A 14215-nucleotide genomic window follows, 5' to 3' on the forward strand; every position below is an offset into this window, starting at 1 on the left:
GCCGTCGAGGATGGTTCCATGCTGAAGGGTTGGGCACGAAGACCGCAATGGATTGGATTGGTGGGAATGTCTCTCGTTCTCCAGGGGACGCTATGGGTTGGATGGGTTGAGCCTAGCCAGAGTCAGTCGTTGCCAGAAATGTCTGTGGGCGTTGGAACCCCTCAAACACCGGAGGAGTATCTGGATCTGGGGTTACAGTATGTGCAGGCTGGGGATTTGCCATCGGCGATCGCCGCCTTTGAGCAATCAACGGTACTCGATCCGTCCTTTGCCCCTGGGTACTACAACTTAGGACTCGCCCTGCGCCAAGGGGGACAGCTCCAGGCTGCCGCGAACGCTTTCTACGGAGCCACCCAAACAGACCCATCCTTTGCGATGGCATTCGGGAATTTGGGGGCAGCCCTATTAGAGGGGGGCAACTATGAGCAGGCCGAAGCCTATTTGCTCCACTCCCTAGCGCTCGATCCGAAGCTGGGGTTGGCCTACTACAATCTGGGATTACTTCGCCAACAGCAGGGACAGCTTGATGCCGCCTTCGCTGCGTTTCAGCAGGCGAGCATTCTGACCCCGACAGCGCCCGAACCCCATTATTACAAAGGGATGATCTACTTACAACAGCAAGCCTACCCGGAAGCGATCGCCGCAATTGAGCAAGCGATCGCCCTTGATCCTAATTATTTTGAAGCCTACTATTCCCTGGGAACGATCCAGTTTCAGCAAGGACTCTACGATCAAGCGCTGGAATCGTTTCGGAGTGCCGCTGAGGTGAATGCCAACTATCCCAATGCCTACTATGGAGCAGGCTTAACCTTTATGCAATTGGGAGATTACACGAACGCCCGTCGCGTGTTTGAATATGCTCGCGATCTGTTCACGGCTCAGGGCAATACCGACTGGGCTGCTAGCGCCGAACAATACTTGCAGCAGTTACCATAGTTAACCCATCCGTGAAGCATTCTGTCAGTAATTTGGAAATGTGTGTCCTGGCGATCGCTAGCATTGTGCTGATCTCGTCGGTGATTCCGAACGACTGGCATGGGCAAGCGGTGATCTTACGGGATATTGTGCTGATGACGTGGTTTATCCACATTGTGAATTGGGCGATTTGCCAAGGGTCTCTTAACCAGCTTTTGGGTATCTATCCGCGCCGACTTGAGGGGCTACCGGGCATTCTCGTTGCCCATTTTCTCCACGGGTGGGGACAGGACGATAGCGAAAAACGACATTTGTTTGAAAATACCTTTGGCTTTTTGGTTCTAGGCTGGTTCATTCTGCTGCAAGGGACGCAGGTGTTTTATATCGTTACGGCGGCGGTGGCGATCGCCAGTGGGATTGGCACTTGGATCTTTGGGCGGGCGTTTCCACCCCATGTGGGTGCAAGTGGTGTCACCTATGGATACCTGGGATTTGTGCTGGCCTATGGAATTACGGCCGGAAATGCGCTGGCGTTTTTGCTGTCGATTATTGTGGGCTTACTCTACGGACGGCTGATTCCTGGTATCCTACCCGATTCTGACCATCCCTACACCTCTTGGGAGATGCATCTATTCGGGTTTATGGGCGGAATGCTGACGGCCTTTATCCTCAGTGAAGCCGCATTGAATTCCCCACCGTTATATAGCGTTCCTACGTGATTTGTGAAAAAGATGAGTTGTGAAACGTGCGCCCCGTGGGGCGCACGTTTCACAATCCAAATAGGATTGCTATAGTTCCAGATCGGCGACTTCTGATGCACCTCTCCAAAGAAGCGCATGGGACGCATACAAGCAGTCACCGATCTAAGCATCCCACACTATCAAGAAATCGCTCCTTACTAACCCAGAGGGGCGATCGCCCTTCGGTGCGGCATCCTGCTACTCGTTGACACCTAAACAACTGCTTTTTCCCGTCGTCTTGACGGATTGAGAATCGGCGACCGCTACACGAGAATCCTTCTCTCGGCTCAATGGTGTCCGCAGTGTTGCAAGGCCCATTTCTGAAATTCTAACTCCAGATCCAATGCTGGCATCACTGATGGTGCAACCCATCATCAACTCAAAACTGAGAATTTCTCCTGCGGAGACGCTGTGCGAACAAAACTCAAAATTGGTATAAGCCGTCCGGATGTCTGCACTCAAGGTTGAAACATGTTCCTATGGTTTATCGGAGCAAACATGATGCGATCGCACACTCATAGGTTAAGGCTAAACTTGGCAGTGCTATTTCCTGGGGGGGCGATCGCGCTGCTGGGATCAGGACTGGCGATCGCTGAGCCTGCGCCCCTGAAGCTGCAAGCCGAACCCCTAGCAGCAGCGCTGTTGGATGTCACCGGAACGTTAGACGCGAGTGATCTGGTGCTACCGGACGGCAGTTTTTATGATGAGCATCCCTTTGCCGGAGAAGCCGGGCAGGAACTCACCATCACCCTTGAAAGCGATGTATTCGACACCTATCTATGGTTGCTGGATGCGGACGATAACGTTGTTGCTGATAACGATGATGCCGACGATTCCACTCTGAACTCAGCCTTCACCGTGACTCTGCCTGCCGATGGTACCTATCGGGCGATCGCCAATTCCCTAGAAGGCAATCAGTTGGGAACCTATCGACTCACCATTACGCCAACCGTTTCACCGGAAGGTGCAGAGCCATAGCCCTCAAGCCCGGATTTCCCCGTCCGTGAATCCGCGAGACGGGGAAGACATCCTCACTTGGCAAGATCGGTTCAGACTAATTCCGCGTTGAAGCAGAGTTCCTATACTGGAAGTAGGTTTACTTGTTGCAAGTGAGGAACATGTATGGAATTCAACACGGCAGTCATGCGGGCGGTCGAACAACTGGATTACCGTGTGACTGTCGGAGATGTCTCCTCCAAAGCGGGCATTGATCTCAATACGGCTGAACGCGGACTGCTCGCCTTGGCCTCAGATGCGGGCGGCAACATGCAGGTGTCCGAAACCGGAGAAATTGCCTACCTTTTTCCCCGAAATTTTCGCAGCGTCCTCCGCAGCAAGTATCGCAAGCTCCGTTGGCAGGAACGATGGCAAAAGGTATGGAACCTGTTGTTCTACCTGGTTCGGATTTCCTTTGGCATTCTCTTAATTGCGTCCATCCTCCTGATTAGCATCGCGATTATTATCCTCGTCATCGCGGCTAATAGCTCCCGTGGCGACAATGACGATCGTGACTCATCTCCCAGCGGTGGCGGTATGATCTTTATTCCCCGTTACTGGTTTGGCCCCGACTTGGTGTGGATCTTTGATCCTGACTATCGCCGCCGCCAAGCTCGCCAAACGTCTAAAGGACGTAAACGGGATCAGGATGGCGATCGCGACATGAGTTTTCTGGAAGCGGTGTTCTCATTCCTATTCGGAGACGGCAACCCCAATGCGGATTTAGAAGACCGGCGCTGGCAGTCGATTGCCACGGTCATCCGCAATAACAAAGGGGCGATCGTGGCCGAACAAATTGCCCCCTATCTCGATGATCTCGGCACAGGCTTTGACCGGGACTACGAACACTACATGCTGCCCGTCCTCACTCGCTTTAACGGTCGGCCTCAGGTCAGCCCTGAGGGACAGTTGGTTTACTATTTCCCAGAACTCCAGGTCACGGCAAAAGAGCAACGCAAATCTTCCGTGCCGGCCTACCTGAAAGAACTGCCCTGGAAATTTAGTCAGGCTACGTCCGGTCAACTCACGATGGCGGCAGGGCTGGGTGTTCTTAACGTTGTCCTTGCCCTGGTTCTCCAGACCTTACTCCAGGATCAGGCGTTGGTGGCAGAGTTAGGGGGAATCGTAGCCTTGGTGAATGCCCTCTTTCCGGTGCTGCTGGCCTACGGTACTGCGTTTCTGGCGGTTCCCACCCTTCGCTATTTCTGGCTGAAGCGACGGAACACGAAGGTCGAGAAACGGAATGAACAACGGCAAGAAAGGGCGATCGCCCTCAACAATGCGGATGAAACGGTTCAGCAAAAGCTCAACTATGCCCGCCAATTTGCCACCCAGACCATTGTGAGTGCAGACGACCTTGCCTACACCACCGAACGAGAACTGACTGATCAGGAGTACGACAACCGCGAAAAACTGGATGCCGAGTGGCAAAAACGCCTGGAACAATCCGATTCCTAACCTTAGCTACTTTTCACAAACACTGAGGGTCGGGCAACCACCTGGTGGTACAACTCTTCCAGAGTCGTGATATTTTGGCTCAGCGTGTAGCGTTCTAGGACGCGCCGCCGAGCCTTTTGCCCTAGGATAGCTGTCCATTCGGGATGCTCATGACAAATCGGCAGCAGCGTTTTCAGTTGGCTGGTCACTCGCTGGGTATCTAGCACCACCCCCGCTCCGTCCGCTAGGGCTTCGCCATCCGCTCCGGCATCGGTAGCAAGGCAAGCTAAGCCGCAGGACATTGCTTCTAGTAGAGATAGGGACAATCCTTCCACCAAGGACGGCAAAATAAACACGTCCGCTCCCCGCAAAATATCGATGCGGCGCTCCTCATCCCCCACAAACCCAGCCCAAACGATGCTGGAATCAGCTCCATAAAACGCTTTGAGCGAGGCTTCTAAAGGGCCTGAGCCTACCATTAAGAGCTTTGCGCCATTGCCCAAGGCTACGTGTCGCCATGCCCGCAACAGCGACTCTACGTTCTTCTCCAGGGCTAGGCGACCTTGGTAGACGAATAGTGTGCTGGCATCCAATTCGGTTTTGATATTGGATAATCCCGGCGTGTACTTGGCCGTATCAACACCGTTGGGAATCACCGCTACCCGCCCTTCGGGAACGCCCAAGCGCACCAACAGATCCCGCTGGATGTAGGAAAACACAATTACGCGATCAAAGTTTGCCAGCGATGGCGCATACACCTGGTAGGCTAAGTGCTGAGTATTGGAGGTTAAGTTGCGACGCTTACGGTCAAACGGTGGATGAAACGTGGCGACGAGGGGAATATCCAACGCTGCGCAAATTTCGGGCAACTTGAAATCTAAAGGCGAGAGGGTCAACGACGCATGCACCACATCGGGACGGAGTTGGCGAAGCGACTCGAACAGCACCTTCCCCGATCGCAAGGATGGAATGGTAATAATTTGTGATTTGTAGAGAAACGGCAGCGGAACTTCCTGAAACTCGGCAGAGGTTTCCTCAAATTCGGATTCAGCCTCAAACCCAGGTTCAGGCTGAGCAAAGTGGAGAAAACTAACCTGATAGCCACGCGCAGCAAGGGCTGCCGTCACTTCCCGACCGTAGGTAACGTTGCCGCAGAAGGGCGTTTTTTTTCCAAGCCAAGCGATGTGCATTCAAGTTTTACTTTGTTCTTATACAGGGATCACCACACAGAGAGGATCCCAGAACGAGATGCCTAGGGGCACGATGCGTCCGTTGAACCTCTACGGGAAATATACCAAGTTGTCGCGCCTGCTGCGATCGCCAGTCCTGACAAAATTAGGAATACCGCCTGCAAACCAAGATAGGTTTCGGCAATTCCTGCAAGGGCTAGCGGCAAACTTAGGGCAATATTAACGGCATTATTCTGGAGGCCAAACACCTTGCCCCGCATCTCTTCGGGCGTTTCGGCTTGGATGGTGGTTTGCATGGGAATTGCCACCAATGCCGCAAAAGTTCCCAAGATACCGATCAAGCTAAGGGTGATCCAAAGTTGTTGGATAAATAAAGGCAGAACGGCGAGAGCGATCGCCATACCCACGGAACCCACTAAGCTCAACTGCCGCCGCGAAAACCGCTGTCCAAACTGTCCAATCCCCGCCGCCCCAATCGCCATACCCACACCACCCGCCGCTAGCAAAAAGCCGAACTGATCCGACTCGATCGCAGGCATAATTTCGGCCATCCGCACCGCCAGCACCGCCAAGGCCGCAAAAATTGAAAACAGCATCACCAGTTGAATCAATGCTGCTCTCACTCGTCCTTGTTTGCCCAGGTAGCGCAACCCGTCCTTAATATCCTCAAAAACATGGGGATGCTCCTTCTCCGGATCTACAGGAAGTTCCTTGGTTTTGGTAATCAAGAGCAGTGCACCCGCAATCGCATAGCAGCCACCCACGGCAATATCCTTACCCACATCCGGAGCAACATGCATCGCCTCCCAAAACGGCAGTAGCGAAATCAGGTGATTCACAAACTCTAAGGCAGGCTCCCCCACCGCAAAGCCAATAATCACCGACGCCATCATCGTGGTGGTGTAGAGGGAGTTGGCCGAGAGCAAGTGCTTGTGTTCCACAATCAGCGGAATCACCGCTTGTTCGGCAGGGGCAAAAAACTGGGTAAGCGTGGAGACTAAGAACGTAATCAACAACAGGCCATAGAACCCGGTCGGCAGTCCGCCGATAAACGTGTGCCCATGAGCCAACCACAGCACCGCCTGCAGCGCCATCACCAGTCCTCCCCGCAGAAAATTCGTAACGGTCAGCACGGCCTTTTTCGACCAGCGATCGACAAACACCCCCGCAATCGACCCCAGCACCACCGCTGGAATGGTAAATGCGATCATCAAGGCCGACACCCAGCCGCTAATGCTTTGTCCCTCGGCTTGAAACTGACTCGCCACAATGGAGATGATCAGCACCAGGTATACCTTGTCCGCAATCTGGGAAAAAATCTGACCACTCCAGAGCTTGAGAAAATTAAAGTTTCTGAGAACAGGTAAAAACCCTAACTCGTACTCCTCCTCCCCCGGGACGGACTCCTCAGGCTTGGACGGTTCAGCCGGAGGCGCAGGAATGGTCGATACCTCAGTAGATCCCTCACTCAATGGGGCGATCGCCCCTAACCGCTGTAAAGGATTACCCCCATCCTGGCCTGCACCATACTCCTCTAAGCGTCCAGACGTACCCGGTGGTTCTAAATCTGTAAAATCGTCCTCAGCCGCTTGTAAATACCCTGGCCACGGCGACGGTGGATGCCAGCCTCCTCCCGATTGACCAACATCCAACCCACCGTACCTATCCTCCAACTGAGGCATCGCCGCAGGCTGCATTGGAGGGAGCGAGGATGGCACCGATGGGTTAGAGAAGTTGGGATGCTTCATACGGGGGAGAGCTTACTGAGGAAACACAATTCGAAGCTGGAAACGCAGAGGAACTTTGGATTTCAGGATGATTTAGGAACTAGGCGATTCATATCAACAGATGCCCTATATGTCAGCTTACTATGACAGTGTAGAAAAACAGGTGTCGATCAGACAGGCTGAACGAATGGACCGATCAAACTGGTACTCGGCATACTGGCGTAAAACGTGTTCTAGCTTGAGCCACGTTGATACAGGGATGGGATGGAGCAGTTCCGGGATTTGAGGGGTGCTGTCTAAATGAATCCGACCATCGGCTCGAACCAACACAGGCTGAGCGAGGCACTGCAAAATTGCTAGTTCCAAGGTCGATAGTTCCGTAACGAGATGTCCTCTCGGTTTGATCGATGGTGCTGGGGCGTAGGATGCTGTTCCAGTTGCTGCTCTGGGCAAGTCCCCTTTCTTGATTAAAGATCGAGATGCCAAATTCGATGAAGGGGAGGTTACCGAACGGAATTGGGGCGATCGTGTTCCTGAAGCACCTGCAAACGCTGTTGCTCCCTCAACGGGTTCCAGCGTGTCTAAATGCACAGTGCCGCCCGCCACTACATTAAATCCTGCGCCTTGGAGCGTATTCGGCTGTTCCAGCATCAAGGAACGCTGGGTTAGGCAGCATTCATGCACCTGGGGCGGAACACCTGCCGTTGCCAGGAAATGGTAGACCGCATGGGTTAAGCAGGCGATCGCCAATTCCGGCGGAGCATCGTCCAAGCGAGTGAAATGCTCGTTGAGCAAGCAAAATAATTCCTCTTGGGGATGATCGCTGAGGGCTTGAAATAGCACCAACTCTGCCAGGTATTGACTAGCCGTTAGCTTTCGCAAATCTTGCCCCAATCCGGGGTAGGACTCTAGGGTTTCCGCCTGCACAATCCGGTCGAGACTGCGTCCCTTCGAAATCAGCAGGTCATTCACCACAAATAGGGCACTCCGCCCCCCCAGCTTTGAATTCGACTTCCGGGCTCCCGGCGCAACAACTCGCACTAGGCCATGCTCGCGGGTCAGCACCGTCAGGAGGCGATCGCTCTCTCCCAACGGTGTCCCCTTTAAGTTAATCCCTGTTGCCTTGTACGTCGCTGCCATTCCGTGTTCCTGCTATCTCAGCGGCTCAGTTTTACTCCTTGCCCGATGGGTTAGGGGTTTCCATATCCCTATTCTGCCTAACCTTGCGAGTCCTCAGCCTCCTCATCCGTCGCATTCCGTTGCTGTAACACCAGTTCCACACCGCGCGACGTTCCCAATCGGGTTGCACCCGCCAGAATCAACTCCGTCGCCTGTTCAACGGTGCGGATTCCGCCCGATGCTTTGATGCCGACTTGATCCTTCGCCACGGATTTCAGAAGACGCACATCCTCCACCGTTGCTCCCCCAAACCAGCCCGTACTCGTTTTCAGAAATCGAACCCCGGCATCCATGCAAATTTCAGCGGCCAGTTTTTTCTCGGCATCCGTTAGCAGTCCCGTTTCCAAAATGGCCTTGACCAATACGCCCGTTTCTTCGCAAATTTCGGCAATCTCGCGATGAACCTCTTCCGTTTTGCCGCTTTTGAGCCAGCTTAGGTTAATAACCACGTCCAGTTCGGTTGCCCCTCGTTCCACGGCATCTTGCGCCTCATAGAGCTTCGTGGCGGAGGTGTTTGCCCCACAGGGAAACCCAATGACCGTACACACCTGGGTTTTACGCTGATGCAAGAGTTCCACCGCCTGATCCACATGCGTTGGAAATACACACACCGCCGGAAACTGGAAGCGATCGCCCTCTTCACATCCCTTGGCAATATACTCCGGTGTTGCAACTGAACTGAGCAAGGTGTGATCAATAAATTCAGCCAGATCCAGATCGATATAGTCGCGTGCCATAACGGTTCAAACGTCGGTTCAAAAGGGTTCAGGGGCTGAGTGATGGCGGTAAACGCATCTCCCACGCAAATGCTGCTATTGTCGCTTAGATTCCCGGTTCTGGAGCAATGTTATACGGTTGGATTGCGGCCTCAAGAATTGAAATGCATCGACTCCATCTGTCCATCGGCATTCGCTTGAACAGCCGAGATTTCAGATTGTGGACTGGTTTGGGCGATCGCCCGTTCAAGCAGCAAATTCAGCGCTGTCCGCACCCCGATGATGGTGATCAAGCGTCCCAATTCCTCCCGCTGACTCGACACCATCGTTTTCATAATCGTCGAGCCAATTAGAAAGCTTAGCCCCAAGGAGAAGGAATAGCCCATCTCTAGCCGACTGCGCTGAAACGATTCCGGAGACTGGGTTTTCAGCAGAGATTCGCTCAGGTAAATCACCAACGCCCGGATAATGCCCACCGAAATCACAAAAATAGCTAACAGTTGGCAGGTACTAATTAAAATACTGTTCAGAACCAGAACGGTCGAGGCAATACTCGACTGAATAGCATCAATCTCCATGAGGCTAATGATCCACAATGGGCAAACGTGCAAACGTAACCATGTACTCCGCGTTTGATCAACCAAACCTGAGGCGTAAAGCTGGATTCATGCTGGGCATTAGCACCTGTAGCATTCTCACCCTAACGCATGCCGCCGCCGCTCTGCCTCCCCCAGAGGACACCCCCGAAGAGGTTTTAAGAACTGAGATCATCCTAGAAGCGCGATCGCCCCTAGACGGGGAACCGCTCACCGCTGCCGAGTACGCTGAACTTCAGGACTACCTCTCTCGGTATCCCGAACCCGAAATTGCACCGGAAATTCGCCAACTGATTCGCCTGCTGTACCTGCGCCGCGCCATTCGTAGCGTGTTTCCCTTCTTGCTTCGCTAAATCCCTAACGCGACTCTAGGAAGGTTTGCACCCCTCCATCCGGTCTAAGCACTAGGCGAATCCGAGGACTGGACTCTGTGGCCGTTGCCGATACAAAGGGTTCTCCCGCCAGGGGCATACTGGTACGGTCTAGGTAGGTCGCCGCCGCCTGTCCCAACGGTTCTACTCTCTGAATGCTGCCGTTCGAGTTCAGCACAATCGAGTACTGAAGATCGCTGTTCAATCCGGTTGGGGGCTGCCATCGCTGCTCGAAATAGGCTCTCACCTCCGCAACCTGCGGAATCACGTCGAATACCGACTCTGACCCTGCATCGGCGGTGTCAGGCATACTGCGATTCTCTAAACGCTCTGAAGCCCCCGAAAATTGCTCTGCCTGAGGTGCATCGTTCAGACTGGCACGACTAGCGATCGCAGGTTCATCCGAGTTTTGGCTAGCCCTGGGAGCAGATTCCACGCTGGGACTGGGCAGAACGAGAGCCGGAGGTAAATCAGTGGAAGGTACCGGACTGGCTGCCACTGGCGGTCGTGTCTCCGCCGTAATTGGGGGAATGGGGGCTTGGGATGGCACCGTAACCCGTGGGGTGCGGGCAGAGGGGGATTGCTCAGGGGTCGGTGGGGGTGGAATCGGCTCTAGGGTGTCCGGGTCAACTTGCGGCGCACCCAGTTCAGACTCGGCAGTTTTGGGCAGCACAGTAATCCCTCCAAACTGCTGATCCTCACTGCTGGCTACCGAATCCGGGGGAGAACTCGCCGTTTGAATCGTGGGATCTACAAATTTCACAATCGAGAGAGTTGTTCCCAGTGCCAGCACCATTACGGCTGCTGCCCGCAACCATCCTGATGATGGCTTGAACCACGCTGATGGCTGGGTCGTCGCCATCGCCACTACATCACCCGCACAGTCATCCAGAGCCGTTGCCAGATCAAAAAGCTGGAGAGTGCTGAGTTGAATAACGGTATGGGAGGCATCCGGGGCTAAGGCTCCCAGGTGTAGACGATGGGACAGGCTACCGTTGGGATGCAGGGCAATACCAAAGTTTGAGGAATCGTGCCGATCAGCTAAATCTTGCAATGGGGCTTGAAGGGCGATCGCCCCCTCTTCGTTCCGTGCGATCGCCCCTAGTCGCGGCAGACTGGGCGGCTCTACCAACTGCGCCTGAACATAGTCGTCCACAACATCACTCAGGACTTCCAAGGCAGAGCGATCGCCTTCTAAGGTGATTTGGTCTTCGGGCGGCAAGCGGGGATCATCAAATTGCAGTCGGAATCGGAGGCGATTCACTACCGTGCGATCGGTCCATCGCGACAGGGGCGACTCCGTTGCCATCACCTCTAACGTGCAGGTTAGTGGGGTATAGCGACGTAAAACTGAAGGCATGGTTAGCATTTCCTCCGAACCAAGGCCGGTCAGTGCTTCCAAAACCAGCAGCAACAAATCTAGCTGCGCCTTGATATTGTCCAACTGAGCCGCATCGGGTTCATGGGACAAGGTCAGCAGATCGGGATTGAATGCCATAGACGGCATGTCAGAGGATTTCACAGGTGATGCCATAGCCTAGCTTCAGATTAGACGAGGTAGCCCTACGCACGTGATTTAGCCGAGAATAGCGGGTCTCAATCTCCCAAACCTCGGCTAAAGAATAACGCAGTTCTATGGGATTCCCAAAAAAAACTTAATATGGTTTAGAAGAAGAGATGTAATGCAACAAAACCCTGTCCTATGTTTGATGCGCTTTCCGATCGCTTAGAATCGGCGTGGAAAAAACTCCGAGGTCAAGACAAAATCTCGGATGCCAATATTCAAGAAGCCCTGCGGGAGGTGCGTCGGGCACTGCTGGAAGCTGATGTTAACCTCCAAGTCGTAAAAGACTTTGTCGCCGAGGTGCAAGAGAAGGCGCAAGGGGCGGATGTCGTTGCCGGAGTGCGCCCCGATCAGCAGTTCATCAAGATTGTCTATGACGAGCTGGTAGAGGTCATGGGGGAAACCAATGCCCCCCTTGCCGAAACCACCGAGCCTCCGACCATTATCCTCATGGCAGGCTTGCAGGGTACCGGTAAAACAACCGCGTCCGCCAAGCTAGCCCTCCACCTCCGCAAGCAAAATCGGTCGGCCATGCTGGTCGCCACCGACGTATATCGTCCTGCGGCGATCGACCAGTTGATCACCCTGGGTAAGCAAATTAACGTTCCCGTGTTTGAGCTGGGAGCCGACGCCAACCCGGTTGAGATTGCGCGTCAGGGTGTGGAACAGGCGAAAGCTGACGGCATTGACACGGTCATTATTGACACGGCAGGCCGCCTGCAAATTGACGAATCCATGATGGCGGAACTGGCGCAAGTCAAAGCGGCGGTGCAGCCCCACGAAGTGCTGCTGGTTGTAGACGCGATGACAGGACAAGAAGCAGCCAATCTAACCCGCACCTTCCACGACCAAATCGGTATCACGGGCGCAATCCTCACCAAAATGGACGGTGACACCCGGGGTGGTGCGGCTCTGTCGGTGCGCCAAATTTCTGGTCAGCCCATCAAATTCATCGGTGTGGGTGAAAAGGTTGAGGCTCTCCAGCCCTTCTATCCCGATCGGATGGCATCTCGCATCCTGGGCATGGGCGACGTCCTGACCCTGGTGGAAAAAGCCCAGGAAGAGGTCGATTTTGCGGAAGCCGAGAAAATGCAGGAGAAAATCCTGTCGGCTCAGTTCGATTTCACAGACTTTTTGAAGCAAACCCGCCTCCTCAAAAACATGGGTTCTTTGGGTGGCTTGGTCAAGATGATTCCCGGTCTGAACAAGATTTCCAGCGAACAGTTGGAGCAGGGCGAAGTCCAGCTTAAGCGGGTGGAATCCATGATTAATTCCATGACCTTAGAGGAACGGCGCAACCCAGATTTGCTAGCCAGTTCGCCCAGCCGTCGCCGCCGTATTGCCCAAGGGTCAGGCCATACGGTTAACGACGTTAGTAAGCTGATCACGGATTTCCAGCGGATGCGCACCCTCATGCAGCAAATGGGCAGCGGGCAGTTTCCGGCAGGGGGACTGGGCAATATGTTTGGCGGCGGCGGCATGCCCAGTGCAAACCCGGCAGGCGCTCAACCGGGCTGGCGAGGCTACCCCGGAGCAGGCGCTCCCGGCAAGAAGAAAAAGAAAGAGAAGAAGAAAAAAGGGTTTGGGTCTCTCTAAATTTCTCGAACCTTTTGAGGAATCGGGGATGTCTTAGCGTGTTCCCTCATCAGACCTGCGTTGATTTCTGTAACAGATCTACCGAAACCTATTGGGAAAGTGCTAAGATATTTTACTCGGTGTGTGATGTTATCGAACTAAGTGGCAAGGCGAATGGTTCTGCTGCTATGGTTCAGTCTGAGTAGGGGTTACAGCGTCTCACTGGCGATCGCTCCTACCCATGCACTCACCAGGCCAGGACACTACGGTCTGGTTCTGGTACGCCAAATTTTTTGTAGTGTTCGTTCATTGTTGTATCGAGGAGCAAAGCATTCAGGCATGATCAAGCTGCGACTGAAGCGGTTCGGAAAAAAACGGGAGGCAAGCTATCGGATTGTGGCTATCAATAGCCGCGATCGCCGTGAAGGTCGTCCTCTAGAGGAACTGGGATTCTACAACCCCAGAACAGATGAGGTGCGTCTGGATCGGGACGGCATTCTCCGACGCCTTGAGCAAGGTGCTCAACCCACGGACACCGTTCGTGACATCCTGGTTCGCGAAAACATCTTGCCGCCTCTCCCCCATCGCAAGGCATTTCAAGCGGCAGCAGCAACCGCTGTGGCAGAAGCCCCCGCACCCGCAGCAACAGCTGTGGCAGAAGCTCCGACAGCAGAGGCTCCAGCCGAAGAGGAAGCCGCTGCTGAAGCAGAAGCAACCGAAAGTTAGTATCTATTCGTTGAATCTTCATGCCTGATCTCAGCTCCCCCCCGTCCATATCATCTTCAAATCGTTCCGATGTAAGCGCTGCTCCCGATTATCGCCAACTGGTTCAGTTCTTGATCCAGCCGTTTCTGGAGCAAACGGAAGCCCTGAGCGTTGACTGTGAGGTTAACGCTCGTACAGGTCGAGTGTTAATCCGAGTCGCCTTTGAAGCGGAAGACAAAGGTCGAATCTTTGGGCGAGGGGGGCGCAATATCCAGGCGATTCGAACCGTGGTTCAAGCGGCGGCCAAGCTGGCGGGTCAATCGGCTCATCTTGACATTTACAACGGAGAGGGTAACTCTACGGACTCAGAATCAGCCCCTCCCCGTCGCTCGTCCTCTCAGCGTCGAACACAGCGGCCATCGCCCCGATCGCGCTCTTAGCTTTTAGATGGGAAGCCCCGCGATGTACCTGAAAGGTCAGCGTCGGGATGAGAGGCGCGTGAGT

Annotated in this window: 14 protein-coding genes; 8 read left to right on the forward strand and 6 right to left on the reverse strand. The window is 54.1% G+C overall.

Translation table 11 applies throughout. The features are described from left to right. The first annotated feature begins 18 nt into the window (after positions 1-18). The 4 genes from IGR76_09615 to IGR76_09630 all read left to right on the forward strand — a co-directional run bounded on the left by IGR76_09615 (position 19) and on the right by IGR76_09630 (position 4109). Positions 19-936, forward strand: a complete 918-nt coding sequence (locus tag IGR76_09615; protein ID MBF2078759.1) for a tetratricopeptide repeat protein — start codon at positions 19-21, stop codon at positions 934-936. 11 nt (positions 937-947) lie between these two features. After that, on the forward strand, positions 948-1634 hold the full coding sequence (locus tag IGR76_09620) for a rhomboid family intramembrane serine protease (protein MBF2078760.1): 687 nt from the start codon (positions 948-950) through the stop codon (positions 1632-1634). 555 nt (positions 1635-2189) lie between these two features. Continuing rightward, positions 2190-2633, forward strand: coding sequence for a pre-peptidase C-terminal domain-containing protein (locus IGR76_09625; GenBank protein MBF2078761.1), 444 nt, complete (start codon positions 2190-2192; stop codon positions 2631-2633). A gap of 144 nt (positions 2634-2777) precedes the next feature. Beyond that, complete coding sequence (locus tag IGR76_09630) at positions 2778-4109, forward strand: hypothetical protein (GenBank protein MBF2078762.1); 1332 nt, start codon at positions 2778-2780, stop codon at positions 4107-4109. 2 nt (positions 4110-4111) lie between these two features. Here IGR76_09630 and IGR76_09635 read toward each other — a convergent pair whose 3' ends face one another. From IGR76_09635 to IGR76_09655, 5 genes are all read right to left on the reverse strand, one after another. Beyond that, positions 4112-5278, reverse strand: a complete 1167-nt coding sequence (locus tag IGR76_09635) for a glycosyltransferase family 4 protein (protein ID MBF2078763.1) — start codon at positions 5276-5278, stop codon at positions 4112-4114. Positions 5279-5340: 62 nt separating this feature from the next. After that, a complete protein-coding gene (locus IGR76_09640) occupies positions 5341-6960 on the reverse strand; it encodes an MFS transporter (protein ID MBF2078764.1) in 1620 nt (539 codons plus the stop codon). Positions 6961-7146: 186 nt separating this feature from the next. Continuing rightward, complete coding sequence (gene recO, locus IGR76_09645) at positions 7147-8145, reverse strand: DNA repair protein RecO (protein ID MBF2078765.1); 999 nt, start codon at positions 8143-8145, stop codon at positions 7147-7149. 77 nt (positions 8146-8222) lie between these two features. Further along, complete coding sequence (gene deoC, locus IGR76_09650; GenBank protein MBF2078766.1) at positions 8223-8921, reverse strand: deoxyribose-phosphate aldolase; 699 nt, start codon at positions 8919-8921, stop codon at positions 8223-8225. A 131-nt stretch (positions 8922-9052) separates the two neighbouring features. Beyond that, positions 9053-9478 carry a DUF1622 domain-containing protein gene (locus IGR76_09655; protein ID MBF2078767.1) on the reverse strand — a complete coding sequence of 142 codons (426 nt, stop codon included), beginning with the start codon at positions 9476-9478 and terminating at the stop codon, positions 9053-9055. An 89-nt stretch (positions 9479-9567) separates the two neighbouring features. On the opposite strand from IGR76_09655, the gene IGR76_09660 reads away from it, so the two are divergent. Further along, positions 9568-9849 (forward strand): glutathione S-transferase, encoded by a 282-nt coding sequence (locus IGR76_09660; GenBank protein MBF2078768.1) that lies wholly within the window; start codon positions 9568-9570, stop codon positions 9847-9849. Between the two features lie 4 nt (positions 9850-9853). Here IGR76_09660 and IGR76_09665 read toward each other — a convergent pair whose 3' ends face one another. After that, a complete protein-coding gene (locus IGR76_09665; GenBank protein ID MBF2078769.1) occupies positions 9854-11401 on the reverse strand; it encodes a DUF4335 domain-containing protein in 1548 nt (515 codons plus the stop codon). Positions 11402-11569: 168 nt separating this feature from the next. Here IGR76_09665 and ffh point away from each other — a divergent pair, with 168 nt between their 5' ends. The 3 genes from ffh (at position 11570) to IGR76_09680 (ending at position 14151) form a co-directional block, all read left to right on the forward strand. Then, positions 11570-13027 carry a signal recognition particle protein gene (gene ffh, locus IGR76_09670; protein MBF2078770.1) on the forward strand — a complete coding sequence of 486 codons (1458 nt, stop codon included), beginning with the start codon at positions 11570-11572 and terminating at the stop codon, positions 13025-13027. A 318-nt stretch (positions 13028-13345) separates the two neighbouring features. Continuing rightward, complete coding sequence (gene rpsP, locus IGR76_09675) at positions 13346-13732, forward strand: 30S ribosomal protein S16 (protein ID MBF2078771.1); 387 nt, start codon at positions 13346-13348, stop codon at positions 13730-13732. Positions 13733-13752: 20 nt separating this feature from the next. Then, the gene (locus IGR76_09680; protein ID MBF2078772.1) at positions 13753-14151 is read left to right on the forward strand and encodes a KH domain-containing protein; all 399 of its coding nucleotides are present in this window, start codon (positions 13753-13755) and stop codon (positions 14149-14151) included. Positions 14152-14215: the final 64 nt, after the last annotated feature.

The organism is Synechococcales cyanobacterium T60_A2020_003, from assembly GCA_015272205.1.
Lineage (GTDB): Bacteria > Cyanobacteriota > Cyanobacteriia > RECH01 > RECH01 > JACYMB01.

What these genes read in the sequence shown, in the direction of transcription:
- IGR76_09660 (MBF2078768.1), top strand. Translation starts at nt 9,568, where the DNA reads ATGCTGGGCATTAGCACCTGTAGCATTCTCACCCTAACGCATGCCGCC.
- IGR76_09640 (MBF2078764.1), bottom strand. Translation starts at nt 6,960, where the DNA reads ATGCCTCAGTTGGAGGATAGGTACGGTGGGTTGGATGTTGGTCAATCG.
- IGR76_09630 (MBF2078762.1), top strand. Translation starts at nt 2,778, where the DNA reads ATGGAATTCAACACGGCAGTCATGCGGGCGGTCGAACAACTGGATTAC.
- rpsP (MBF2078771.1), top strand. Translation starts at nt 13,346, where the DNA reads ATGATCAAGCTGCGACTGAAGCGGTTCGGAAAAAAACGGGAGGCAAGC.
- IGR76_09615 (MBF2078759.1), top strand. Translation starts at nt 19, where the DNA reads ATGCTGAAGGGTTGGGCACGAAGACCGCAATGGATTGGATTGGTGGGA.
- IGR76_09635 (MBF2078763.1), bottom strand. Translation starts at nt 5,278, where the DNA reads ATGCACATCGCTTGGCTTGGAAAAAAAACGCCCTTCTGCGGCAACGTT.
- ffh (MBF2078770.1), top strand. Translation starts at nt 11,570, where the DNA reads ATGTTTGATGCGCTTTCCGATCGCTTAGAATCGGCGTGGAAAAAACTC.
- recO (MBF2078765.1), bottom strand. Translation starts at nt 8,145, where the DNA reads ATGGCAGCGACGTACAAGGCAACAGGGATTAACTTAAAGGGGACACCG.
- IGR76_09655 (MBF2078767.1), bottom strand. Translation starts at nt 9,478, where the DNA reads ATGGAGATTGATGCTATTCAGTCGAGTATTGCCTCGACCGTTCTGGTT.
- IGR76_09665 (MBF2078769.1), bottom strand. Translation starts at nt 11,401, where the DNA reads ATGGCATCACCTGTGAAATCCTCTGACATGCCGTCTATGGCATTCAAT.
- deoC (MBF2078766.1), bottom strand. Translation starts at nt 8,921, where the DNA reads ATGGCACGCGACTATATCGATCTGGATCTGGCTGAATTTATTGATCAC.
- IGR76_09680 (MBF2078772.1), top strand. Translation starts at nt 13,753, where the DNA reads ATGCCTGATCTCAGCTCCCCCCCGTCCATATCATCTTCAAATCGTTCC.